The sequence below is a fragment of the Halomonas sp. SL18_1 genome (assembly GCF_055755715.1).
This window is the reverse complement of record NZ_JBVTRK010000001.1, coordinates 14,805-37,009: the sequence shown is the minus strand read 5'-3', so window position 1 is coordinate 37,009 and position 22,205 is coordinate 14,805. Positions and strand designations below refer to the sequence as shown.

Genomic DNA, 22,205 nt, shown 5'->3' with positions numbered 1-22,205 from the left:
ACTGACTGAGAATTCCCGCGCACCGCCGATGGGCTGGGCTATGCTGCTAGAGTTGGGCCTCGAGCCCCTTGTTACCCCGTCGGAGGGGAGCGGCCATGGCGATTTCCGGTAATGTCTTCGTGGTGGGGCTCAACGACGTCAATCGGGAGCGGCTCGCCCGGCTGCGCGGGGCCGAGGGGCTCTGCTTCCATGGGGTGATCGACCCCGAGCGGGTCTATGACACCGAAGTGTTCGATATCGCCGCCATGCTCGAGGAGGCCACGGACCAACTCGAGGCCTTCGAGGGCACCATCGATGCCATCGTCGGTTACATGGACTTCCCCGTCTCGACCATGCTGCCGATTCTCTGTGAGCGTTTCGGCACACGCACCCCCTCGCTGGAGAGCCTGCTCAAGTGCGAGCACAAGTTCTGGAGCCGGCGGGTCCAGCGGGAGGTGATCCCCGACTTCATTCCGGCCTTCACTGCCTTCGACCCCTTCGATGACCAGGCGCTGACGCAGATTGGCGAGGCGGGCCTCTACATCCCCTTCTTCATCAAGCCGATCAAGTCCTCCGGCTCGCGGCTGGGGTTTCTCATCGACAGCCCCGAGACCTTCTACCAGGCCATCGAGCAGCTGCGCGAGCAGATCGGCCTGATCGCCGACCCCTTCAACACGGTGCTGGAGCAGGCGCGCCTGCCCCGAGCGTGGCCGGGGTGGATGGCGGCTTCTGTCTGGCCGAGGCGATCATCGGCGGCTGGCAGTGCACGCTAGAAGGCTATGTCTTCGAGGGCGAAGTGGTCAGCTACGGCATCGTCGATTCGCTGCGCTACCCCGGGGTGCTGAGCTTCTTCCACTACCGCTACCCCTCCGGGCTGCCCGACTACGTGCAGGCCAAGATGCGTGAGCTGACGCAGGCCGTCATGACCCATATCGGCTACGACAATGCCGCCTTCAACATCGAATACTTCTGGGATGAGGTACAGGAGCGCATCTGGCTGCTGGAGATCAACACCCGCATCTCCCAGTCCCACTGCGACCTCTTCGAAAAGGTCGACGGCGTCAGCCATCAGCAGGTCACCGTCGACCTGGCCTTGGGCCGTCGCCCTGACATGCCCTCGCGCCAGGGCGACTTCGCAATGGCCGCCAAGTTCTTCTATCGGGTGTTCTTCCGCGATGCCCGAGTGACCCGGGTGCCCACGGCCGAGGAGATCGCCGCCCTGGAGGCCGAATTCCCGGGCTGTGCCATCGAGCTGCAGGTGGCCGTGGGGCAGCGGCTGTCGAGCCTGCCTGAGCAGGACAGCTACAGCTTTGCCCTGGCCCATGTGTGGCTGGGCGCCGACGATGTGGAGCAGCTTCACGCGCGCTATGACAGCCTGGCCGTACGGCTGTTCTTCGAGTTCGATGACATCGAGGGATAGGGACAGGGATCAGGAGGGCCGTATGCGCATCATCGAGCAGTTTCCGCGGCGGGTCATGGAAGAGGAGACCTGGATCCCCCTGCCCGACGGCGCCCGACTGGCGGCGCGCATCTGGCGCCCGGTGGACGCCGAGCTGCATCCCGTGCCGGCGATTCTCGAATACCTGCCCTATCGCAAGCGCGACCTCACCGCCGAGCGCGATGTCCAGATGCACCCCTACTGGGCGGGGCACGGCTATGCCGGGGTGCGGGTCGACATTCGCGGCACCGGTGAGTCCGACGGGGTGCTCATCGATGAGTACCTGCCCCAGGAGCTCGAGGACGCCCTGGCGATCCTCGACTGGCTGGAGGCGCAGCCCTGGTGCAGCGGCGAGGTGGGCATGGTGGGCATCTCCTGGGGAGGCTTCAACGGCCTGCAGGTGGCGGCCCTGCGCCCGCCCCAGCTCAAGGCGGTGATCGCTCTCTGCTTCACCGACGACCGCTACGCCGACGACATTCACCATATGGGCGGCTGCCTGCTGGCCGACAACCTCTCCTGGGCCTCGACCATGTTCGACGGCAACGCCTGCCCGCCGGACCCCGAACTGGTGGGGGAGCGCTGGCGCGAGATGTGGCTCGAGCGCCTCGACGGTAGCGGTCTGTGGCTTACCACCTGGCTCGCCCACCAGCGCCGGGACGACTACTGGAAGCACGGCTCGGTGTGCGAGGACTATGCGCGGATCCAGTGTCCGGTCTATGCGGTCAGCGGCTGGGCCGACGGCTACTGCAACGCGGTGTTCCGGCTGCTGGCGGGCCTCGAGGTGCCGCGCAAGGGGCTGGTCGGCCCCTGGGCGCACAAGTATCCCCACCTGGGCGAGCCGGGGCCGGCCATCGGTTTCCTGCAGGAGGCGCTTCGCTGGTGGGATCGATGGCTCAAGGGCGTGGAGACCGGGATCATGGACGAGCCGATGCTGCGCCTGTGGATGCAGGCATCGGTGCCGCCTTCGGCGCGCTATGAGGAGCGGCCCGGGCGCTGGGTGGCCGAGCCCACCTGGCCCTCGCCCAACATTGTGCCAGCCTCACTGCGGCTTACGGTGGGCCATGACCTTGTGCCCGAGCATGAGCCTCGAGGCGAGAGGGAAGGCGACGAGGCGGCAAGCCTGGATATCCGCTCGCCGCTCTCGGTGGGCCTCTATGCCGGCAAGTGGTGCTCCTACAATGCGCCACCGGACCTGCCCCATGACCAGCGCGACGAGGATGGCGGCGCGCTGATCTTCCAGACCGCTCGTCTCGAGGCGCCGCTGGAGATCTGCGGCGCGCCGGAAGTCGAGCTCGAGCTTGCCGCCGACCAGCCGGTGGCCATGGTCGCCGTGCGCCTCTCCGATATCGCCGCCGACGACAAGGCCACGCGGGTCTCCTATGGACTGCTCAACCTGACCCATCGCGACAGCGACGAGTTTCCCCAGCCGTTGGCGCCGGGCCAGCGCTATCGGGTGCGGGTCAGGCTCAAGCATATCGCCCAGCAGTTCCCCGCCGGCCATGCCATTCGCCTGGCGCTCTCCACCAGCTACTGGCCGCTGGCCTGGCCGGCCCCGCAGCCGGTTCGGCTGACGGTGTGGCCGGCCGAGAGCCGGCTGCAGCTGCCGCTGCGCGAGCCGCGGCCGGCAGAAGAAGCGGCGCTGCCTTGCTTTGCCGAGCCGGAAGGGGCGCCGCCGCTGGCCAAGACGCTGCTGCAGCCCACCCAGGAGGCCTGGCGGGTGATCCGCGACCTGGCCAACGACGAGACCACCCTGGAAGTGATCCACGACGAGGGGTGCTACCGGCTCGATGACATCGACCTGACCATTGCCGCCAAGGTCACCGAGCGCTACCGCTATGCCTACGGCAGCTACGATAGCGTGAGCGGCTGGACCGAGTGGGAGCGCAGCTTCCAGCGCGGGGACTGGGCGGTACACACCCTGACCCGTACGCTGCTGACCAGCGACGCCGAGCAGTTCCGGATTCGCGCTACCCTGGACGCCTGGGAGGGCGAGACCCGGATCTTCGCCCGCACCTGGGACGAGACGATTCCCCGGGATCTGGTCTGAGCGGCGTACCTCGATGGTGCGGTATCGCGGGGACCTGCTAGGCTGGCCACACCGATGACCACAGGGATGCGATCATGAGCGTGATGAGCGACGCGACGCCGCGGCGGCAGCGAGCCTCCAAGAAGGAGGTCGTCGGCTGGGCGATGTTCGACTTCGCCAACCAGGCCTATACGCTGCTGATCATTACGGTGGTGTTTGGCGAGCTGTTCACCACGGTGATCGTCGGCGACCGTGACGACGGCTATCGGCTGGCCAACCTGCTGTGGAGCCTGGCGCTGGCGGTGAGCTACCTGCTGGTGGTGCTGACCGCGCCGCTCTACGGGGCGGTGATGGACTACCAGGCGTCCAAGAAGCGCTTCCTGTTCGCCAGCTACCTGGCCACCGTGGCAACCACCGCCATGCTCTACTTCGTGGCGCCGGGCTATGTGGTGCTGGGCCTGTTGCTGATCGTGGTCTCCAACTACGCCTACTCCCTGGGGGAGTCCTTCATCGCCGCCTTCCTGCCCGACCTGGGGCCGCCCGAGGACATGGGCAAGATCTCCGGCTTCGGCTGGGCGCTGGGCTACGTGGGCGGGCTCTTCGCCGCCGGTTTCACGCTGCTGGTGCTGGGCGAGGCCACTGCCGAGAACTTCGAGCGCATCCGCTGGGTGGGCCCCTTCGCGGCCGCCTTCTTCCTGGTCACCGCCATTCCCACCTTTCTGTGGGTCAGGGAGCGCGGCACCCCTCAGCCCCCCGGCAAGCCCTACCACCGCATCGCCTGGGAGAGGATCGCCACGACCTTCCATGAGCTGCGCCGTTTCCGGGATCTCGGCATCTTCCTGGTCTCGCTGCTCTTCTCCATGGCCGGGATCTACATCATCATCGCCTTCGCCTTCATTTACGGCGCCCAGGTGATCGGCTGGGACGAGTCGATCCGCAATATCATGTTCATCATCGTGCAGATCACCGCGGCGGCCGGCGCCCTGGGTTTCGGCTTCCTCCAGGATCGCATCGGCACCAAGATCACCTACCTGCTGACCCTGACGCTGTGGGTGGTGGCGATCCTGGCCATCTGGGCCACGCCGGAGGTGACCGCCTTCCTCAATGCCCGCCTGGGGTTGGACTGGGAGGCTCAGCACCTCTTCCTGTTCGTCGGCTGCCTGGCCGGGCTCAGCCTCGGCTCCAGCCAGTCGGCCAGCCGCGCCCTGGTGGGGCTCTTCTCGCCGACGCGCAAGGCCGCCGAGTTCTTCGGTTTCTGGGGGCTGGCCAACAAGCTCGCCGGAGTGTTCGGCATCATTGGCCTGGGGCTGCTGCAGTCGGTGGTGGGTCTGCAGGCGTCGATCCTGCTCTGCGCGGCGCTGTTCATCGCCGCCATCCTGATCTGCCTGTTCGTGAATCAGGCCCGCGGGCAGCGGGCGGCAGAGGAGTGGGAGCGCTGCGACCGGGCGGCGCGCCGTGGCCCGGCGGAAGCGGCGCCGTGACGCCGGTGCGTGCTACCTGCTACCGGCGCCTCTCCGGGAGCGGCAGCCGCCGCCCCCGGCGGGGTGATCACTCGCGCAGGAAGCGGGCGAGCGCCTCCCGGCCTGGTCGATGGCGACCACGCCGTCGAGGTGGCCGCGGTTGCCGGTGAGCGGAACTAGCTCCACCGAGGCGCCGCCGTCGGCGATCAGTTCGGCGGTGCGGCGCACGCTCTGGGGGGCGAAGACCAGGTCATCCTCGCTGTAGAGCATCAGGGTGGGGGCGTCGATGGCGTCGAGCCCCGCTTCGAGGCTCTCGCCGTGGCCGGCCACGAAGGCCTGATTGGCCTGGACCAGGTAGAGCAGGTGGTTGGCATCGGCCACTTCGGCCCGGGCGGCGGCGATGTCGTCGAGGGTCTGCTCGATGGCGTAGCGGGCGTGGATATCCCGGGCCGGGTCGGCGTCCTCATCGGCCCAGCTGCGGTCGAAGGCCTCGTTGGCCCACTGCCAGTGGTTGGCGTTGAGGGTGACCAGCTTGAGCGCCTCGCGCAGGCCGTCCAGGGGCGGTTCGCCCGCATAGTAGTCGCCGTCGTTCCAGTTGGCGTCGAGGCGAATCGGTGCCGCCCAGGCGCTCAGGGTAGCCAGCAGCCAGGGGTCGGCCTCGCCGGCGCCGATCACCGGAATCAGCCGCTCGACCCGCTCAGGGTAGCGGCTGGCCCACTCGAAGGCTTGCAGTGCACCCATGGAAGCGCCCATCACCGCGTGCAGCTGCTCGATGCCCTGGCTCTCCAGCAGCGCCTTCTGGACGTCGACGAAGTCGCCAATGGTCACCACCGGGAACTCCAGGCCCCAGGGCTCCCCCGTCTCCGGGTTGAGCGTCGCCGGCCCGGTGGTGGTGACATTCGGGTCGTGGGCATTGAGATTGACCAGGGTATCCGAGGCGATGATGTAGTAGTCGTCGGTGTCCAGCGGCTTGCCCGGCCCGATGATGGCGTCCCAGTAGCCGGCGGGACCCTCCTCCTCATAGCGCCCCGCCGCCTGGCTGGTGCCGGAGAAGAAGTGGGTGATCAGGATGGCGTTGTCCTTCGCCTCGTTGAGGGTGCCGTAGGCCTCCCAGCCTACCCGCACCGGGGCGATGGTCTCGCCGCCGCGGGTGGTGTATTCATCGAGCTCGAAGACCTGCTTCTCCACCAGGTCGTCTCCGGCCAGGGCGCCGCTGCCGCCCAGCAGCAGCGCGCCGCCCAGGCAGAGGGCGGCACCGCTCGGCAGGGAATGATGACGTCCATGAGGGGTCGAACGTAGGCGCATGTCGTGCATGTGGCTATCCTTGTTATTGTCGACGTGAGGGTTGTGCTTGCAGACGGTCTTCAGTACAGACAGGGCGCGAATATGTGTCAATGCTCAATCAGCATGTGACAATGCCATGGCGGCGGGAGGGCTTCATGCACGATGACGACAGGGCGGTGCGGCGAACCGGGCTCGGCATGATGCTGCTGTTCTGGCTGCTGTTCATCGCCGCCGGCTCCTGGTGGTTCCACGGCTTTCTCGACGACCAGCGCAATCCCAATGCCCACCTGGTCAACGCCGTGGGCGGCGAAGGGGAGCCCATCGTGCTGGAGCGCAGCCGTTCCGGGCACTTCATGGCCACCGGACGCATCAACGGCGAGCCGGTGGAGTTTTTGCTCGACACCGGGGCCACCTACGTGGCCGTACCCAGCGCCATGGCCGAGCGGCTGGGGCTGGAGCGCACCGGCTCGGCCTGGTTCAATACCGCCAACGGTCGGGTACGCGGCGATCTGACCCGCCTCGATGAGGTCAGCCTCGGCGGCTTCGCGGCGGCTGACGTACGCGGCTCGATCAGCCCCGGCCTGGAGGGCGACGTGGCGCTGATGGGCATGAGCTTTCTCAACCGTTTCGATATCGAGATTCGCGACGCCCGCATGGTGCTGCGTCCCGCCGAGACCCGTTGACGAGAGGCGCCCATGGACGATGACGCGCGCGGCCGCCGCGCCGAGCGGCCGCGTCAGATATCCCCGGCGGCTGGTTCGACATCCTCTGGCGCGTCAAGCAGGAGCTGACCGACGACCGCGTCGGCATTCTGGCCGCCGGCATCGCCTTCTATGCGCTGCTGGCGTTGTTTCCTGCCATCGCGGCGATTCTCTCGCTGTGGGCGCTGGTCCTCGACCCCCAGCAGCTGGCCTACCAGATCGGCGAGCTATCCCGGGTGCTGCCGGCCGATGCGGCGCGACTGATCGAGGAGCAGGCCCACGAGATCAGCGCCCATACCGATACCGGCCTCAGCCTGACCGCGCTGGGGAGCCTGGCGGTTGCGATGTTCGTGGCCTCCAAGGGGGTGCGCGGGCTGCTGGTGGCGCTCAACCTGGTCTATGGCGAGGGTGAGCAGCGCGGCCTGCTGCGCCGCACCCTGGTGGTGGCGGCGCTGACCCTGGGCCTCATACTATCGACTCTGGTGACCATCGTCTTCGTGGCCGGCTTTCCGCTGGTGATCGGCATGCTCGGCCTGGACAGCCGGCTGGCCACCCTGATCGGCCTGCTGCGCTGGCCCATGCTGCTGGTGGTGATGATGGGCGTCATTGCCGTGCTCTACCGTTTTGGTCCCTATCGTCGCCAGCCCCGCTGGGAGTGGGTGCGGGTCGGCACCGTCACCGCCACCCTGCTGTGGCTGCTGGGGTCCGGCGGTTTGTCGCTGTATGTCGGCCAGGTGGCCAACATGAGTGAGCTCTACGGCTCCCTGGGCGCGGTGGTGGTGCTGATGCTGTGGTTCTGGCTATCGGCCTTCGTCGTCTTGCTGGGGGCGGAAATCAACGGTGAAATGGAGCGCCAGACCCGTCGCGATACCACCGTGGGTGAGCCGCGACCGCTGGGCGAGCGCGGTGCCGTGGTGGCCGATACCCTGGGGCGTCGCCACCCCTGGCGGCGCCGCGACGCGTCCTCCGATTCATCCGATCCAGGAGAGTGACATGAACCCGATGCGCCAGCTGGGCATCGAGCTGCCCATCTTCCAGGCGCCCATGGCGGGCGCTCAGGGAGCAGATCTGGCCGTGGCGGTGTCCGAGGCCGGGGGCCTTGGCGCGCTGCCCGGTGCCATGCTCGGCCCCGAGGCGCTGGCCGCCGAGTTGGCCGGCATTCGCGACCGTACGACCAGGCCGATCAACGTCAATTTTTTCTGCCATACCCCGCCCACCCCGGATGCCGTTCGCCAGGCCCACTGGCATCAGGCGCTCTCGCCCTACTATGGCGAGTTCGGTCTGGATATCGAAGCCGTGCCGGCCGGCGCCGGGCGCCGGCCCTTCGATCATGACGCCTGCGATGCCCTCGAGTCCTTCCGCCCCGAGGTGGTGAGCTTCCACTTCGGGCTGCCGGCGCCGGCGCTGCTCGAGCGGGTCAAGACCTGGGGCGCGCGGGTGTTCTCCTCGGCCACCACGGTGGAGGAGGCGCGCTGGCTCGAGGCCCATGGCGCCGATGCCATCATCGCCCAGGGGGTGGAGGCCGGTGGCCATCGCGGCATGTTCCTGACCGAGGATCTCACCACTCAGGTCGGCACCTTGGCGCTAGTGCCCCAGGTCAAGGCGGCGGTGGGGCTGCCGGTGATTGCCGCCGGGGGCATTGCCGATGCTCGCGGGGTGGCCGCGGCGCTGGCGCTGGGCGCCGATGCCGTGCAGGTGGGAACCGCCTTCCTGTGCTGCCCGGAGGCCAGTACCTCGGCGATCCATCGCCGCGCGCTGATGAGCGAGGCGGCCCGCCATACCGCCCTGACCAACCTCTATAGCGGCCGCCCGGCCCGCGGGATCGTCACCCGGTTGATGCGCGAGCTGGGGCCGCTGAGCGCCGAGGCGCCCGCCTTTCCGCTGGCCACCGCCGCCATCGGCCCACTGCGTGCCGCCGCCGAGGCGCGGGACAGCGGCGACTTCTCGCCGCTGTGGGCGGGACAGAACGCCAGCGCCTGCCGCGAGGTCTCGGCCGCGGACGTGGTGCGCGAGTTGGCCGCCGGACTGAGGCCCTGACGGGCGTCGGGCGCGCCTGATATCATGGATACATGAACAGTATGCCTGCCGGCGCGCCGGTCGCCGCCTCCCTGGACGACCCCTTCTACTACCTGGCGAACTTCGCCTTCGTGCTGGACTGGGTCGCCGCGCGTCACGGCGACCTGCTCAGCGATGAGGAGCACGACTTTCTCGCCGCCTTTCGCGAGCTGCCTTGGGTTTCCCGGGCGCTGCTGGTGCGCATGGTGATGCGCAAGGGCGAGCACTTTCGCACCGCCCGGCTCGCCTATGCCGAGATCGGCGACACCGCCACGGCCCTGGCACCCCTGGTCGAGGCGGGCTTCATCGACCCCGACCCCGAGCTGTCCCTCGAGACACTGTTTGCTCAGCTGCGGCTGGCCGAGCTGCGCCGGGCCTTCGCCGCCGAGGTGGCGGTGGCGGACCTCGGCCGGGCCACCAAGGCCGCGCTGCGAGAGGCCCTGGCGCCGCGCTTTCCCGAGTCGCGCCGGCTCGCGGCCTGGTGGCCCGAACACCCCGCCAGCGAGCGCATCGTGCGCCTGACCGTGATGGCCACCTGCGACCGGCTGCGCCTGATGTTCTTCGGCAATCTGCGCCAGGACTGGGCCGAGTTCGTGCTCGCCGAGCTGGGCCTGCAGCGCTTCGAGCGGGTCGCCTTCACGGCCGACTCCCGCGCCTTTCAGCGGCGCGAGGAGGTCGACGCCTATCTGGCCCTGCACCGCCTGCGCGAGCGGCTGGAGGCAGGCGAGTCCGCTGCGGCACTGTGTGAGGCGCTGCCCGCGGTGCCGGAGGACAACGCCTGGCTGGTGACGCGGCGCAACCGGCTGCGCTATCGGCTGGGGCGGGAGGCCGAGCGCGACGGCGAGACCGAAGCAGCGCTGTCGCTCTATCTCGCCGGCGGCTGGGGGCCGGGCGGGGAGGGGGAGGTACGGATCCGCGGCCTGCGCCTGCTCGAGCGCCTGGGCGAGCATCGGCGGGCCCTGACCCTGGCCGACCGGCTGGCCGCTCAGCCGATCGGCGACAGCGAAGCCCAGGCGCTGGCCCGCCTGCGCCCGCGGCTCTGCCGCCGGCTGGGTCTGGTGCCGCCGGCGGCGCCTCCCGACCCTGAGGTCGAGCGCTGGGAGCTGTGCCTCGCCCCTGGGGCGGGCGGTGTCGAGCTCGCCGTGTGCGATCACCTACACCGCGCTGATGCCCCAGTGCACTACGTGGAGAACGCTCTGCTCACCGGCCTGTTCGGGCTGCTCTGCTGGGAGGCGCTCTATGCGCCGCTGCCCGGTGCCTTCTTCCACCCCTTTCACAGCGGGCCGGCGGACCTCTATCGGGAGGATTTCGTGGCCCGCCGTCGGGAGCGTTTTGCGACCTGCCTGGCGCGACTCGATGACGGCCGCTACCGGGAGGCGATCCGCGCCACCTGGCGGGCGAAGCACGGCATCGCCTCGCACTTCGTGCACTGGGAGCGCCTCGACGCGGCGCTGATCGACCAGGCGCTGGCCTGCCTGCCCCCGAGCACCTGCGCGCCTGCTGCGAGCGGCTGCTGGGCGACCTCAGGGCCAACCGCGCCGGGCTGCCCGACCTGGTTCAGTTCCGGCCCGAGGCGCCGCCGGGGGAGCCACGCTACCGGCTGATCGAGGTGAAGGGCCCCGGCGACCGCCTGCAGGATAACCAGCGCCGCTGGCTGGCCTTCTTCCATGCCCAAGGGATACCGGCGGCGGTGTGCCATGTGCGCTGGCAGGCGCCGCCGGGGGGCGGCCATGGCTGAGCCTGTGGGCCATCGGGTGACGGTCCGGGCGCTGTGCGACTTCACCGCGCGTCAGGGGATCTCGATCATCGCTTCACTCCCTCGCCCAGCGCCCGGGAGGGCATCGCCGGCCATGCGCGGGTGGTCGAGGAGCGCGGCCCGGGCTACCAGGCGGAGCTGCCGCTCTCGGGCGCCGTCGGCGAGCTGGTAGTCAGCGGACGGGCCGACGGCTATGACCCGGCGGGCAACTGCCTCGAGGAGATCAAGACCCACCGCGGCAGCCTGGCGCGCATGCCCGCCAACCAGCGGGCGCTGCACTGGGCCCAGCTGCGCGTCTACGGGGCCCTGCTGTGCGCCGAGCGGGGCCTCGAGTCCCTGACCCTGGCGCTGGTCTATCTGGACATTGCCGATGGCGGCGAGACGCGCCTGACCGAGACGGCCTCGGCGGCCGAGCTGCAGGCGGTCTTCGTCGCCCAGTGCCGGCGCTTCCTGGCCTGGGCCGAGCGGGAAGCCGCCCACCGCCGGCACCGCGACGCCGCCCTGCGGCGGCTCGCCTTTCCACATGGGGCATTTCGCCCCGGACAGCGTGAGCTGGCCGAAGGGGTCTACAAGGCCGCGGCCACCGGCCGCTGCCTGCTGAGCCAGGCCCCGACCGGCATCGGCAAGACCCTGGGCACCCTGTTTCCCCTGCTTACCGCCGTGCCGCGCTACGGGCTGGATCGCGTCGCCTTCCTGACCATGAAGACCCCGGGGCGGCGGCTGGCGCTGGACGCCCTGACGGCCCTGGGCGCTGCCCCGGCGGCCGGCGAAACCGCCGAGCGCCTGCCGCTGCGAGTGCTGGAGCTCGTCGCTCGGGACAAGGCCTGCGAGCACCCCGACAGGGCCTGCCACGGCGAGGCCTGCCCGCTGGCGGCAGGCTTCTACGACCGGCTGCCGGCGGCGCGTCGGGCGGCGGTCGACCGGGGCTGGCTCGACCGCGCCGCGCTGCGCGAGGTGGCTCTGGCCCACGCGGTCTGCCCCTACTACCTGGGCCAGGAGCTGGCGCGCTGGTGCGACCTGAGCGTGGGCGACGTCAACCACTGGTTCGATGCCACGGCGCTGCTCCACGGCCTGGCCCAGGCCGACGGCTGGCGCTGTGGGCTGCTGGTGGACGAGGCCCACAACCTGGTGGCTCGGGCGCGGGGCATGTACAGCGCCGAGCTCGACCAGCAGCGTCTCAATCGCCTGCGGCGCAGGGCGCCGCCAGCGCTCTCCCGGCCCCTGGGACGCGTGGCGCGCCACTGGCAGGCGCTGGTGCGGGAAACCTTCGAGTCGGCGCCGGACGCCGACTATCGGCTGCTCGAGGGGCTGCCCGACGGGCTCCTTGCGGCGCTGCAGCAGGCCAGCCGCGCCGTCCTCGACTATCTGGCCGAGCCGCCCGGCGGGGTGGATGCGACGCTGCAGGAGTGGCTGTTCGAGGCGCTGGCCTTTACCCGGCTGGCGGAGTCCTTCGGTGACCACTCGCTGTGCGATCTCCGTCGTCATGGGCGCGGCCGGGCGGTGCTGGGGCTGCGCAACCTGGTGCCGGCGGACTTTCTGACGCCGCGCTTCGCGGCGGCCCACTGCGCGGTCCTGTTCTCGGCGACCCTGACCCCGGGGAGTACCACCGGGACCTGCTGGGCCTTCCCGCGGGGACCGCCCGGCAGCAGGTCGCCTCGCCCTTCGCCGCCGAGCAGCTCGAGGTGCGGGTGCGCGGCGACATCTCCACCCGGCTGCGCGACCGCGAGGCCTCAAGGGCGCCTATCGTCGCCGCCATGGCCGAGCAGTATCGTCGTCGGCCGGGGCACTACCTGGCCTTCTTCAGCAGCTTCGCCTATCTGGAGGCCGTGCTCGCCCGCTTCCGCGAGGCCCAGCCGGACATTCCGGTCTGGGCGCAGCGGCGCGGCATGAGCGAGCCCGAACGCGAGGCCTTCCTGGCGCGCTTCGCCCCGGGCGGGGTGGGTATCGGCTTCGCGGTGCTGGGCGGGGCCTTCGCCGAGGGCGTCGACCTGCCCGGCGAGCGGCTGATCGGCGCCTTCGTGGCTACCCTGGGGCTGCCGCCCTTCGACCCCTTCAACGAGGCGCTCAAGGCGCGGCTCGAGGCCCGCTTCGGTCGCGGCGACGACTACGCCTACCGGGTGCCCGGGCTGATCAAGGTGGTGCAGGCCGCCGGCCGGGTGATTCGCGGGCCCGAGGATAGGGGGTAGTGCAGCTGCTGGACGACCGTTTCGCCCGCCGCGAGGTACAGGCGGGGCTGCCCGACTGGTGGCGCATTCCCTGAAGCGACCTCAGCGTCGACGTTCCGGCACCTCGTCCACCCGCGTGGCGATATCTTCGTCCGCCTCGTAGAGCGCCTCCAGCTCCCGGGCGGCCTCCTGAATGGTCTGAATCAGCTTCTTCTCGTTGCCGAACACCGCGAGCTGGCGCAGCAGCGCCTGCTCATCGTGATCACGGAAGGTGTCGACGGTGTGCTGGGCCTGTTCGCGGGGAATGCCCAGGCCGCTGAGCGCCTCGCGGGTCAGCTCCAGGCTGGCGGGCAGCAGCTCGCGGACGATCTCCGTGACCCCGGCCCGCATCAGCAGGTGGGCGTGGTAGCGGTTGCGCGCCCGGGCGTAGAGCTTGAGGTGGGGGAAGCGTCGCTTGACCTGCTCGACGATGCGCATCGAGGCCTCGGGGTCGCCCACCGCCACCACCAGGACGCGGGCCTTGTCGGCCCCGGCGGCGGTGAGCAGGTCGATGCGTGAGGCGTCACCGAAATAGACCTTGTTGCCGTAGCGGCGCACGAACTCCACCTGATCGGCGTTGATGTCGAGAATGGTGTAGGGGATCTGCAAGCCCTGCAGGGCGCGCCCCATGATCTGTCCGAAGCGCCCGAAGCCGGCGATGATGATCTGCGGCGCTTCGTCAACGGGGCGGTCGTAGGCACGCTTCGGACGCGCCGTGACGAACAACCGGCGCAGGCCGTGCACGTGCAGCTGGAAGAGCAGCGGCGTGGTCGCCATGGAGAGCGAGATGACCAGGATCAGCAGGCTGACCAGGTCCTGGTCGAGCAGTGCCGCGGCTGCGGCGGCGGAGAGCAGCACGAAGCCGAACTCGCCGCCCTGGGAGAGCAGTACCCCGAGGTTGGCCGTCTCCTTCCAGCCGCTGCGGTAGAGGCGGGCGGCCAGTGCCACCGAGAGCCCCTTGAGCAGCACCAGGCCCAGGGTCAAGCCGATCACGGTCAGCGGTATCTCCGCCAGCAGGCCGATCTCGGCCATCATCCCCACGGCCATGAAGAACAGCCCCAGCAGCAGGCCGCGAAACGGCTCGATGTCCGCCTCGATGCTGTGGCGATACTCGGAGTCGGCGAGCAGCACCCCGGCGATGAAGGCGCCCAGCGCCATGGAAAGCCCGGCCAGCTCCATCAGCAGGGCGGCGCCGATCACCACCATCAGGGCGGTGCCGGCGAACACCTCGCGGCTACCGGTTGCGGCGGCGTAGTGGAAAAGCGGCCGCAGCAGGTAGCGCCCGCCGATAATCAGCCCGGCGAAGGCGCCGGCGGCGAAGGCCACCTCCCGCAGCAGCGGGGCCGCCCCGTTGGCCAGCAGGCTGTCGGCGGCGAGCAGCGGAATGATCGCCAGCACCGGGATCGCCGCCAGGTCCTGGAACAGCAGCAGGGCGAAGGCGTGACGGCCGTGGCGAGTCTGCAGCTCCTTGCGCTCGCCGAGCAGGTGCAGCACCAGCGGCGTGGAGCAGAGCCCCAGGCTGAAGCCCACCACCAGGGCCGCGGCCGGCGGCAGGCCCAGCCACCAGGCGGCCACGGCCAGTACGCTGCTGGTGACGGCGACCTGCAGGCTGCCGAAGCCGAAGACCGCCTTGCGCATCACCTTCAGCCGCGAGGGCTTGAGCTCCAGGCCGATCACGAACAGCAAAAAGACGATGCCCACCTGGGCGAACTGCAGCACGCCCTCGGCATCCGGCACCAGGGCCAGCACTGAGGGACCGATCACCACGCCGGCGGCCAGATAGCCCAGCACCTCGCCGAGGCCCAGGCGCTTGAATAGCGGCACGATGAGCACCGCGGCGGCGAGAAAGATCAGCGCGTTGAGCAGCAGTCCGCTGGCCAATGAAGGCACCTCCAAGTTGGCGGGGGAGAGAGCATTCTACCCGAGGGCACTTGCTTTATGCCAAGCAAGAAGCGGGCCAGGATAGGCGCTTTCCGAAACGTGGCGTGGTGTCGGCGTCAGTGGCGACGGCCAGCGGCGGAGAGCGTCTCGAGCACGTTGACGCCGATGAAGCCCGTCAGGGCGCCGGTCAGAAAAGCCCCCGCCTCGGTGGCTACCACGGCGCCCGGCAGGCCTGAGGTAGCCGACGCCGAGCACGCCGGCAACATAGGCGATGCTGGCGACCACCAGGCCTTCGACGAGGCGCCGCGAGGTCTGTGCCCGGCGTGCCCCCTTGATGAAGCGTCGGCCGAACCCGCCCAGGGCACCGCCGACCAGGGCGGCCAGCAGCGGCCCCCAGGGGAAGCGCTGGCGGATCTCGATTTCGCTGCTCAGGCTGCCGGTAAAGGCGCTGAGGGTGATCGGGGCGAGGCCTGATGAGCGTAGGCTGAAGGAGGTGGAGGCCTGTCCCGGCTCGAAATGCAGGGGCCCGGACTCGATACGGCCGCCGCCGTCGAGGGTCAGGGCGATATCGGTGAGCTGGTCTGCGGGCAGCGGCATGCCGTGAGGCGCCACCCGCACCAGAGTAACCGCCACGCGCTCCAGGCCCAGCCCCAGCACGCTGCGCGAAGTCGGGTGCAGCTCGAGGCGGGGGAGCACCTCGAGTTCCAGGTCGACATCGGAGATGGTGGATCGGATCTCGAGCGTGGGGTTGGGCGTGGAAGGCATGAAACTCAAGCCCAGGGTCTGCTCGTTGGCCAGGCCCGGGGCGTCGATGCGCAGGGGCGGCAGGGGGGCCTGCAGGGTCAGTCCCCTGAGTCTGATGCGGACCTCGACCGGGTGCTCCAGGTCGAACCCCGCGCTGAGACGCTCATCCGACGGCTGCAGCCCGAAGCTGAGCTCGGTATGGTAGGCGCCGCTCAGAGGGTTCCAGGTGACCGGCACCGGGCTTGCCGCCAGCGTCAGGCGCAGCCAGCTGGTGGGCGGCGGGGAGGGCGCGCGCTCCGTGTCTTCCGGGTCGGGGAGGGGTGAGGGGATGAGCAGGCCATCCGGCAAGGTGATCCGTTCATCCGTGGAGACGCGCAGGGTGTCGATCGCCTGGCGCTTGAGGACGAGGGGGCGGGATGGGGGCACGGCCAGGCTGATGCGCCCCTGCTCCTGACGCGGCTGCACCTGCTCGGTCATGTCATGACCCTCCAGGTCCATGACCCTGAGTTCTTCCACGCCCAGCGCCCAGTCGAGCAGGACACGGTCGTCTGCCGGCGTTGGCGGAACGCCGATGGCGATTGTCATGGCCAGGGTACAGAGGGCCATGAGGGCTTGCCGGCAGGAGGAGGTGTGCGACGCCATGGGGTGCCCGCCATCTTGACTCGGCGGCGGCGTGGTGAGACAAGGCCCCTGAGGCCGAGGCGCATGAGACGTGAATGGCGGCCGCCGCTAGGTATGTGGGGTCGGTGGAATTTGCCCTCAGTATAGTCCAGTGGCCGTCACGTCCATGGCGATGGTGGCCTCGCCTTCCCGGGATTACCGAGCAAAGGAGTCTGCGCCATGGGTATCGAAGTGAGTGGCCTGTTGGGCCTGATCTGGCTGATCATCGTGATCTGGGCCATCGTCAAGGTGGCCAAGAGCCCGGCGGGGCCGGTGGCCAAGCTGCTGTGGATCCTGATCCTGCTGTTCTTCCCGCTGGTGGGCCTGATTGTCTGGCTGCTGCTGGGGCCCAAGGGGTAGTAGGCAGAGTGAGGGAGCTCAACAGTCCCGCTGGGCGTTGACGCGCACACGCCCGAAGTTGCTGACGATGACCTGTGAGCCGGTGTCGTGCCGGCCGCAGATGCGAAAGGTGCCGTTATGGCCGGAGGCGCGCCCCAGGGCCGTGTAGCGAACCGCCCGGTCCTGTCGATAGCTCAGCGAGGGCACTCGGCTGGCCGGCAGCCGGCGTAGCACCTGGGCCTCTGGCGTGTTGGGGCTCAGCACGACTAGCAGCGGTAGCGTCCAGTCGCTCAGGTCGCCGTTGCACTGGTTCGCGTCGCCGGCGGCGGGGCAGACCATCACCGGCGCGCGTCGGGTGATGGCGGTGTTGCGCGCCAGTGCCAGCGCCGTCTTGAGGCGCATCACCTCGGTGGCCACCTGCTGACGGGCATTGAGGGTCTGGAAGCCGGGAACGGCCCAGCCCAGCAGGATCGCCATCAGGGCAATGGCGGTCAGCAGTTCGATCAGCGTCAGGCCGCGCTGGCCGCTGGCGGTCCACAGGGGGTGTCGGCGGGGAAGGGGCCCGCTGGAATCTTCGGCTCGCATGGCGCTCTCCCGGAGTGAAGTCCCTTGTCACTGAGGGTCTCTTCACTCTAGGTCGGCACGGTGAGCGTTCTGTAAGCCATCGCTGATAGGGAGCGTGCGCCAGCCCCTGTGGGAAGCGTCATCCGGCCGCTGGCGCCCCTACTCTTCGGACTGCTTCTCTTCCAGGTAGCGATCGCGGTGGGCGCTGCAGCAGAACCACTCGCCCCGTTCGCGCAGGGCATCGGACTCCGGCAGGTGGACCTGGCACCAGCTGCAGCGGACCATGGAGCTGCCCTCCTGCCCGGCTGTTCCTCGAGCAGCTCCTCGCGGTCCAGCTTCCACTCGCGGTACATGCGGTAGAGTTTCAGGCCGGCGAAGAACAGCACGGCGAAGATGATCAGACGTATCAGCAACAGGTTCATTCTGGTATCGGCTCCCTGGTGTGGGCGAGCGGTTTTGCCAGCCGGGCGCCCTTGCGGGACAATGTGGGTACCCTGGATTCTCGAGAGATTTCTACGCCCATGCAAGACTTGACGCTGGTGATGGCGCAGCTGGACCCGCTGGTCGGGGACATTCCCGGCAATGCCGATCGTGCTATCGAAGCCGTGCGCGAGGCGCGCATCGAGCATGGCGCCGATATCGTGGTGTTTCCGGAGCTGTTTCTGAGCGGCTATCCCCCGGAGGATCTGCTGCTGCGCCCCTCGATGGAAACGCGGCTGCGCGAGGCGCGTGCGCGCATGGCCGCCAAGGTGGCCCGCGACGTGCTGGTGATCATCGGCTATCCTGGTCGTCGCGAGGCCAAGGGCTACAACCTGGCGGGCCTGCTCTACAACGGTGAATGGCTCGATGAGTACGCCAAGCAGGCGCTGCCCAACTACCAGGTGTTCGATGAGCGGCGCTACTTCAGCACCGGCGAGCGCAGCCTGGTGCTCGATCACAAGGGGGTCAAGCTCGGCCTGCTGATCTGTGAGGATCTCTGGGACGGAGGCCCGGTGCAGGCGGCGCGTGATGCCGGTGCCGAGATCCTGATCGCCCTCAACGCCTCGCCCTACCATCAGGACAAGCCCGCCGAGCGGCTGCGGCTGCTCGAACAGCGGGCCGCCGACGTGTCGCTGCCGGTGGTCTACGTGAATACCATCGGCGGTCAGGACGAGCTGGTCTTCGACGGCGGCTCGGCCTGTGTGGATGCGCAGGGTGAGCTGCGGGTGCTGGCGCCCTACTGGGCGGCCGGGCTGATGCCGGTACAGTTCGTGCAGGAGGGCGGCCGCTGGGTGCCCCGGGAGGGGGAGATCGAACCCCAGCCGGAGCCCGAGGAGAGCCTCTACTGCGCGCTGGTCACCGGGCTGCGCGATTACGTCAACAAGAGCGGCTTCGAGGGCGTGGTGCTGGGCCTTTCCGGCGGCATCGACTCGGCGCTGTCGCTGGCCATCGCCGTGGATGCCCTGGGCCCGCAGCGGGTGCAGGCGGTGATGATGCCCTACCGCTATACCGCCGACATCTCCAAGCAGGATGCCGCCGAGCAGGCCCGCCTGCTGGGCGTCGGCTATCGGGTGCTGCCCATCGAGCCGATGGTCGACGCCTTCATGGAGACGCTGGCCGATACCTTCGCCGGCACCGCCCGCGACACCACCGAGGAGAACCTGCAGTCGCGCTGCCGCGGCGTGCTGCTGATGGCGATCTCCAACAAGAAGGGACTGATGGTGCTGACCACCGGCAACAAGAGCGAGATGGCGGTGGGCTACGCCACGCTCTATGGCGACATGGTGGGGGCTACAACGCCATCAAGGACGTCTACAAGACCTGGGTCTATCGCCTGGCGCGCTGGCGCAACGCCCAGTCGCCGGCGATCCCCGAGCGGGTCATCGAGCGTCCGCCCACTGCCGAGCTGGCGCCGGACCAGCAGGACAGTGACTCGCTGCCCGACTACGACGTGCTCGACGCCATCCTGGTGCGCTATATCGAGGGCGATATGAGCGCCGAGGCGATTATCGCCGCCGGCTTCGACCGCGACGACGTCTACAAGGTGGTCAAGCTGGTCGACCGCTGCGAGTACAAGCGACGCCAGGCCCCGGTCGGGGTGAGGGTGACGCCCCGCGGCTTCGGCCGCGACCGCCGCTACCCCATCGTCAACGGCTGGCAGCCGGGGAATGAGCGCGGGAAGCCTGAAGCTGTAAGCTTGAAGAAAAACCAGCGCTGTCATGAATGGCAGCGCCGGCTTTCAATTTCCTTTCAGTGGGAGTGCGAGCCGCGCGGCTCCCGTCGTTCGGTCAGCGACTTGGTGACGGGCGTCAGGTGCCGAGGCAGAATGTTGAGAGCCCCCGTCAGTCTGTGCTGGCGGGGGCTCTTGGTTGACGTCAGCCGATATCAGTCATCAGTCTGCGGCGCTCGGCGCTTTACGCCGAGAGCGAGTCGGCGCTGACGTGCCTGGGTCGGAAGGTGCGCCCGCGCAGCTGGGCGTGGTCCGGGTCGTTCTCGATCAGCACGGCCAGCACCTCGCGGGCGCGGTCGCGCATGTCCAGGCCCAGGTAGCCTTCCACCATCATCGCCAGGGCGTCGCGGGTCGCCTCGGACTGCGGGTAGTTCTCGACCACCCAGCGGCCGCGCTCCACGGCGGCCAGATAGGCACCCTTACGCAGGTAGAAATCGGCCACGTGGAGCTCCTGGCGGGCCAGCAGGTTGCGCAGGTAGACGATGCGCTGCTCGGCGTCCGGGGCGTACTCGCTGTCCGGGTAGCGGCTAACCAGTTCGCGGAAGTCGGTGTAGGCGTCGCGGCTGGCACCCAGATCGCGCTTGGAGATGTCGATCAGCCGCAGGCGCTCGAGGCTGAAGCGCCCCGCTTGCCAGGCGGCCAGGCCGCGCATGTAGAGCGCATAGTCGGCCCGCGGGTGGGTGGGGTGCAGCCGGATGAAGCGACTCGCCGCCGCCCGGGTGGCCTCCCAGTCGCGGCTCTCGTAGTAGGCGTAGATCAGCTCGAGCTGGGCCTGTTCGGCGTGCTGGCCGAAGGGGAAGCGGGTGTCGATGGCCTCCAGGCGCTCGATAGCGGAGGTGTAGCGACCGGCCTCGAGGGCGTCGCGGGCCTCCTCGTAGAGCTCGCGCTCGGCAACGCCGGCGAATTCGTCCTGCGGGTCCGTGCCAGACCTGCCGGCGCAGCCGGTGACCAGAGCGGCGGCCAGCAGCAGGGCGACAAGGCGTTTAGCGGTGGGGGAAACGCGCATCCTGATCCTCGTATCAAACAACAACCCGTGTCGGCCATGGTAGAATCGGCCACAACCCGTTCACTATAAAGCACCTGGCGTGAAAACGCAGTCCTCCGGTGCCGCCCAAACGACAGCTTCGATATGCCCCAGACTCTGGAAGCCCAGCACCGTGTGCCTGATGCCTTGGCCGGCGTTCGCCTCGACCAGGCCGCCGCCGAACTCTTCGCCGACCACTCCCGCGAGCGCCTCAAGGGCTGGATCAAGCAGGGGGCCCTGACCGTGGACGGCCGCCCCGGCAAGCCCAAGGACCGGCTGGCCGGCGGTGAGCGATTGCGGCTGGTGGCCGAGCTCGAGGACGATGACCGCTTCACGCCTCAGGCGATTCCCTTGACGGTCGTGCACGAAGACGACCAGGTGCTGGTCATTGACAAGCCGGCCGGGCTGGTGGTTCACCCGGCGGCTGGCAATCCTGGACGGTACCCTGCTCAATGCGCTGCTGCACCACTGGCCCGAGCTGGTGGCGGTGCCGCGGGCCGGGATCGTGCATCGGCTGGATAAGGACACCAGTGGGCTGATGGTGGTGGCCAGGACGCTGGCGGCCCAGACCGCCCTGGTGGAGCAGCTCCAGGCGCGCACGGTGTCGCGCGAATACGATGCCGTGGTCACCGGCGTGATGACCGCCGGCGGCAGCGTGGATGCGCCGATTGGCCGCCATCCCAAGGATCGCAAGCGCCAGGCGGTGACCGTCAATGGCAAGCCGGCGGTGACCCACTACCGGGTAGTGGAGCGCTACCGCGGTCACACTCATGTGCGCTGTCGGCTCGAGACCGGACGGACTCACCAGATCCGTGTGCACCTGGCCCATCGGCGCTTTCCGCTGGTGGGCGATCCGGTCTATGGTGGGCGGCTGAAGCTGCCGGCCGGGGCCGTCGAGCCGCTCAAGGAGATTCTCCGCGAGTTTCCCCGCCAGGCCCTGCACGCCCGCAAGCTGGCCTTCGATCACCCGGGCAGCGGTGAGCGGGTCGAATTCCGTGCCGCCCTGCCCGATGACATGCTGATGCTGATCGACTACCTGCGCGATGATCACGCGACCATGCGCTGAGGAACCCCACCATGAGCGACGCCCCTGACCTGCGCCCGACCCTGATCGAGCCGGACTGGCCGGCCCCGCAGCGCGTGGGGGCCTTCGTGACCACCCGCGAGACCGGGCCCAGCCTGAACGACTTCGCCGCCTTCAACCCGGCGGAGCACGTCGGCGACAATCCCGACCATGTGGCGCTGTGCCGTCGCCTGCTGGGCAAGGAAATCGGCGACGAGCGGCCGCTGTTGTGGCTGGATCAGGTGCACGGCGCACGGGTGCAGCAGCACTATGCCGCGGCGCCGCCCGAGGCCGATGCCGCGGCGGCCTTCGACCGCGGCCACGCCTGCGTGGTGCTCACCGCCGACTGCCTGCCGGTATTCTTCTGCGACTGCCGGGGCAGTCGAGTGGGCGTGGCACATGCCGGCTGGCGTGGCCTGGCGGGGGCGTGCTGGAAGCCTCGGTGGCGGCACTCGGCGTGCCGCCGGAGGAGCTCATGGCCTGGCTGGGGCCCGCCATCTCCAACGCTCAGTTCGAGGTGGGGCCGGAGGTGCACCAGGCCTTCGTCGGCGTGCACCCCGAGGCCGAGAGCGCCTTCGACCCCAGCCCGTATCGACTGGGCCACTACATGGCCGATCTCTACAAGCTCGCCCGGCTGCGGTTGGAGCGTCTGGGGGTATCGCATATCAGCGGCGGCCACTTCTGCACCGCCTGCGAGCCGCGCTTCTACTCCCATCGTCGCGACGACGGCCATACCGGCCGCATGGCCAGCGTGATCTGGCTGCGCTGACCCCTTCGGGGAGCTGTAAGCTATAAGCTTCAAGCTGTATGAAACCCCT

General features: G+C 69.2%; 15 protein-coding genes and 5 pseudogenes. 14 read left to right on the top strand and 6 right to left on the bottom strand.

Annotated features, from left to right (window positions below; all coding sequences use genetic code 11):
* Positions 1-95 precede the first annotated feature (95 nt).
* The 4 genes from ACSJDS_RS00155 to ACSJDS_RS00140 all read left to right on the top strand — a co-directional run bounded on the left by ACSJDS_RS00155 (position 96) and on the right by ACSJDS_RS00140 (position 4,924).
* Positions 96-752 carry an ATP-grasp domain-containing protein gene (locus tag ACSJDS_RS00155; RefSeq protein WP_473031616.1) on the top strand — a complete coding sequence of 219 codons (657 nt, stop codon included), beginning with the start codon at positions 96-98 and terminating at the stop codon, positions 750-752.
* On the top strand, positions 686-1,399 hold the full coding sequence (locus ACSJDS_RS00150; RefSeq protein ID WP_473031615.1) for an ATP-grasp domain-containing protein: 714 nt from the start codon (positions 686-688) through the stop codon (positions 1,397-1,399). Before ACSJDS_RS00155 ends, ACSJDS_RS00150 begins: the two co-directional genes overlap by 67 nt.
* Positions 1,400-1,421: 22 nt before the next feature.
* A complete protein-coding gene (locus ACSJDS_RS00145) occupies positions 1,422-3,464 on the top strand; it encodes a CocE/NonD family hydrolase (protein ID WP_473031614.1) in 2,043 nt (680 codons plus the stop codon).
* An 83-nt stretch (positions 3,465-3,547) separates the two neighbouring features.
* Entirely contained in the window at positions 3,548-4,924 is a 1,377-nt protein-coding gene (locus ACSJDS_RS00140) for an MFS transporter (RefSeq protein WP_473034937.1), read from the top strand.
* Positions 4,925-4,936: 12 nt separating this feature from the next.
* On the opposite strand, the gene ACSJDS_RS00135 is transcribed toward ACSJDS_RS00140, so the two are convergent.
* The gene (locus ACSJDS_RS00135) at positions 4,937-6,217 is read right to left on the bottom strand and encodes an E22 family MetX-like putative esterase (RefSeq protein ID WP_473031613.1); all 1,281 of its coding nucleotides are present in this window, start codon (positions 6,215-6,217) and stop codon (positions 4,937-4,939) included.
* A gap of 125 nt (positions 6,218-6,342) precedes the next feature.
* Here ACSJDS_RS00135 and ACSJDS_RS00130 point away from each other — a divergent pair, with 125 nt between their 5' ends.
* The 6 genes and pseudogenes from ACSJDS_RS00130 to ACSJDS_RS00105 all read left to right on the top strand — a co-directional run bounded on the left by ACSJDS_RS00130 (position 6,343) and on the right by ACSJDS_RS00105 (position 12,959).
* Entirely contained in the window at positions 6,343-6,870 is a 528-nt protein-coding gene (locus tag ACSJDS_RS00130; RefSeq protein ID WP_473031612.1) for a retropepsin-like aspartic protease family protein, read from the top strand.
* 59 nt (positions 6,871-6,929) lie between these two features.
* Complete coding sequence (locus ACSJDS_RS00125; protein WP_473034936.1) at positions 6,930-7,880, top strand: YihY/virulence factor BrkB family protein; 951 nt, start codon at positions 6,930-6,932, stop codon at positions 7,878-7,880.
* 1 nt (position 7,881) lies between these two features.
* Positions 7,882-8,925 (top strand): NAD(P)H-dependent flavin oxidoreductase, encoded by a 1,044-nt coding sequence (locus ACSJDS_RS00120; protein ID WP_473031611.1) that lies wholly within the window; start codon positions 7,882-7,884, stop codon positions 8,923-8,925.
* A gap of 32 nt (positions 8,926-8,957) precedes the next feature.
* Positions 8,958-10,547, top strand: coding sequence for a PDDEXK family nuclease (locus tag ACSJDS_RS00115; protein WP_473031610.1), 1,590 nt, complete (start codon positions 8,958-8,960; stop codon positions 10,545-10,547).
* Positions 10,433-10,681 (top strand): VRR-NUC domain-containing protein, encoded by a 249-nt coding sequence (locus ACSJDS_RS00110; protein WP_473034935.1) that lies wholly within the window; start codon positions 10,433-10,435, stop codon positions 10,679-10,681. Before ACSJDS_RS00115 ends, ACSJDS_RS00110 begins: the two co-directional genes overlap by 115 nt.
* Positions 10,674-12,959, top strand: a pseudogene (locus ACSJDS_RS00105) (ATP-dependent DNA helicase). Before ACSJDS_RS00110 ends, ACSJDS_RS00105 begins: the two are co-directional and overlap by 8 nt.
* 7 nt (positions 12,960-12,966) lie before the next feature.
* On the opposite strand, the gene ACSJDS_RS00100 reads toward ACSJDS_RS00105, so the two are convergent.
* Positions 12,967-14,784 (bottom strand): monovalent cation:proton antiporter-2 (CPA2) family protein, encoded by a 1,818-nt coding sequence (locus tag ACSJDS_RS00100; RefSeq protein WP_473031609.1) that lies wholly within the window; start codon positions 14,782-14,784, stop codon positions 12,967-12,969.
* A 36-nt stretch (positions 14,785-14,820) separates the two neighbouring features.
* Entirely contained in the window at positions 14,821-16,134 is a 1,314-nt protein-coding gene (locus ACSJDS_RS00095; RefSeq protein WP_473031608.1) for a hypothetical protein, read from the bottom strand.
* A gap of 234 nt (positions 16,135-16,368) precedes the next feature.
* Here ACSJDS_RS00095 and ACSJDS_RS00090 point away from each other — a divergent pair, with 234 nt between their 5' ends.
* Entirely contained in the window at positions 16,369-16,548 is a 180-nt protein-coding gene (locus tag ACSJDS_RS00090) for a PLDc N-terminal domain-containing protein (protein ID WP_473031607.1), read from the top strand.
* An 18-nt stretch (positions 16,549-16,566) separates the two neighbouring features.
* Here the strand turns inward: ACSJDS_RS00090 and ACSJDS_RS00085 are convergent, their stop codons facing one another.
* Together ACSJDS_RS00085 and ACSJDS_RS00080 are read right to left on the bottom strand one after the other, a co-directional pair.
* Complete coding sequence (locus tag ACSJDS_RS00085) at positions 16,567-17,112, bottom strand: GspH/FimT family pseudopilin (RefSeq protein ID WP_473031606.1); 546 nt, start codon at positions 17,110-17,112, stop codon at positions 16,567-16,569.
* 138 nt (positions 17,113-17,250) lie between these two features.
* A pseudogene (locus tag ACSJDS_RS00080) lies at positions 17,251-17,513 on the bottom strand (PP0621 family protein).
* Positions 17,514-17,612: 99 nt separating this feature from the next.
* Here ACSJDS_RS00080 and ACSJDS_RS00075 point away from each other — a divergent pair.
* Positions 17,613-19,510 (top strand): annotated as a pseudogene (locus ACSJDS_RS00075) (NAD+ synthase).
* On the opposite strand, the gene ACSJDS_RS00070 reads toward ACSJDS_RS00075, so the two are convergent.
* Complete coding sequence (locus ACSJDS_RS00070) at positions 19,485-20,306, bottom strand: outer membrane protein assembly factor BamD (RefSeq protein WP_473031605.1); 822 nt, start codon at positions 20,304-20,306, stop codon at positions 19,485-19,487. The pseudogene ACSJDS_RS00075 and the gene ACSJDS_RS00070 sit on opposite strands and share 26 nt — an antisense overlap.
* 123 nt (positions 20,307-20,429) lie before the next feature.
* Between ACSJDS_RS00070 and rluD the strand changes: the two are divergent.
* Both rluD and pgeF read left to right on the top strand, forming a co-directional pair.
* Positions 20,430-21,390: pseudogene (rluD, locus tag ACSJDS_RS00065) on the top strand (23S rRNA pseudouridine(1911/1915/1917) synthase RluD).
* An 11-nt stretch (positions 21,391-21,401) separates the two neighbouring features.
* Positions 21,402-22,156: pseudogene (gene pgeF, locus ACSJDS_RS00060) on the top strand (peptidoglycan editing factor PgeF).
* Positions 22,157-22,205: the final 49 nt, after the last annotated feature.

Bases quoted from the DNA above. Each gene is read 5' to 3' on its own strand.
- ACSJDS_RS00155 (WP_473031616.1), top strand. From the start codon at position 96: ATGGCGATTTCCGGTAATGTCTTCGTGGTGGGGCTCAACGACGTCAAT.
- ACSJDS_RS00145 (WP_473031614.1), top strand. From the start codon at position 1,422: ATGCGCATCATCGAGCAGTTTCCGCGGCGGGTCATGGAAGAGGAGACC.
- ACSJDS_RS00140 (WP_473034937.1), top strand. From the start codon at position 3,548: ATGAGCGACGCGACGCCGCGGCGGCAGCGAGCCTCCAAGAAGGAGGTC.
- ACSJDS_RS00135 (WP_473031613.1), bottom strand. From the start codon at position 6,217: ATGCACGACATGCGCCTACGTTCGACCCCTCATGGACGTCATCATTCC.
- ACSJDS_RS00130 (WP_473031612.1), top strand. From the start codon at position 6,343: ATGCACGATGACGACAGGGCGGTGCGGCGAACCGGGCTCGGCATGATG.
- ACSJDS_RS00120 (WP_473031611.1), top strand. From the start codon at position 7,882: ATGAACCCGATGCGCCAGCTGGGCATCGAGCTGCCCATCTTCCAGGCG.
- ACSJDS_RS00115 (WP_473031610.1), top strand. From the start codon at position 8,958: ATGAACAGTATGCCTGCCGGCGCGCCGGTCGCCGCCTCCCTGGACGAC.
- ACSJDS_RS00095 (WP_473031608.1), bottom strand. From the start codon at position 16,134: ATGGCCCTCTGTACCCTGGCCATGACAATCGCCATCGGCGTTCCGCCA.
- ACSJDS_RS00090 (WP_473031607.1), top strand. From the start codon at position 16,369: ATGGGTATCGAAGTGAGTGGCCTGTTGGGCCTGATCTGGCTGATCATC.
- ACSJDS_RS00085 (WP_473031606.1), bottom strand. From the start codon at position 17,112: ATGCGAGCCGAAGATTCCAGCGGGCCCCTTCCCCGCCGACACCCCCTG.
- ACSJDS_RS00070 (WP_473031605.1), bottom strand. From the start codon at position 20,306: ATGCGCGTTTCCCCCACCGCTAAACGCCTTGTCGCCCTGCTGCTGGCC.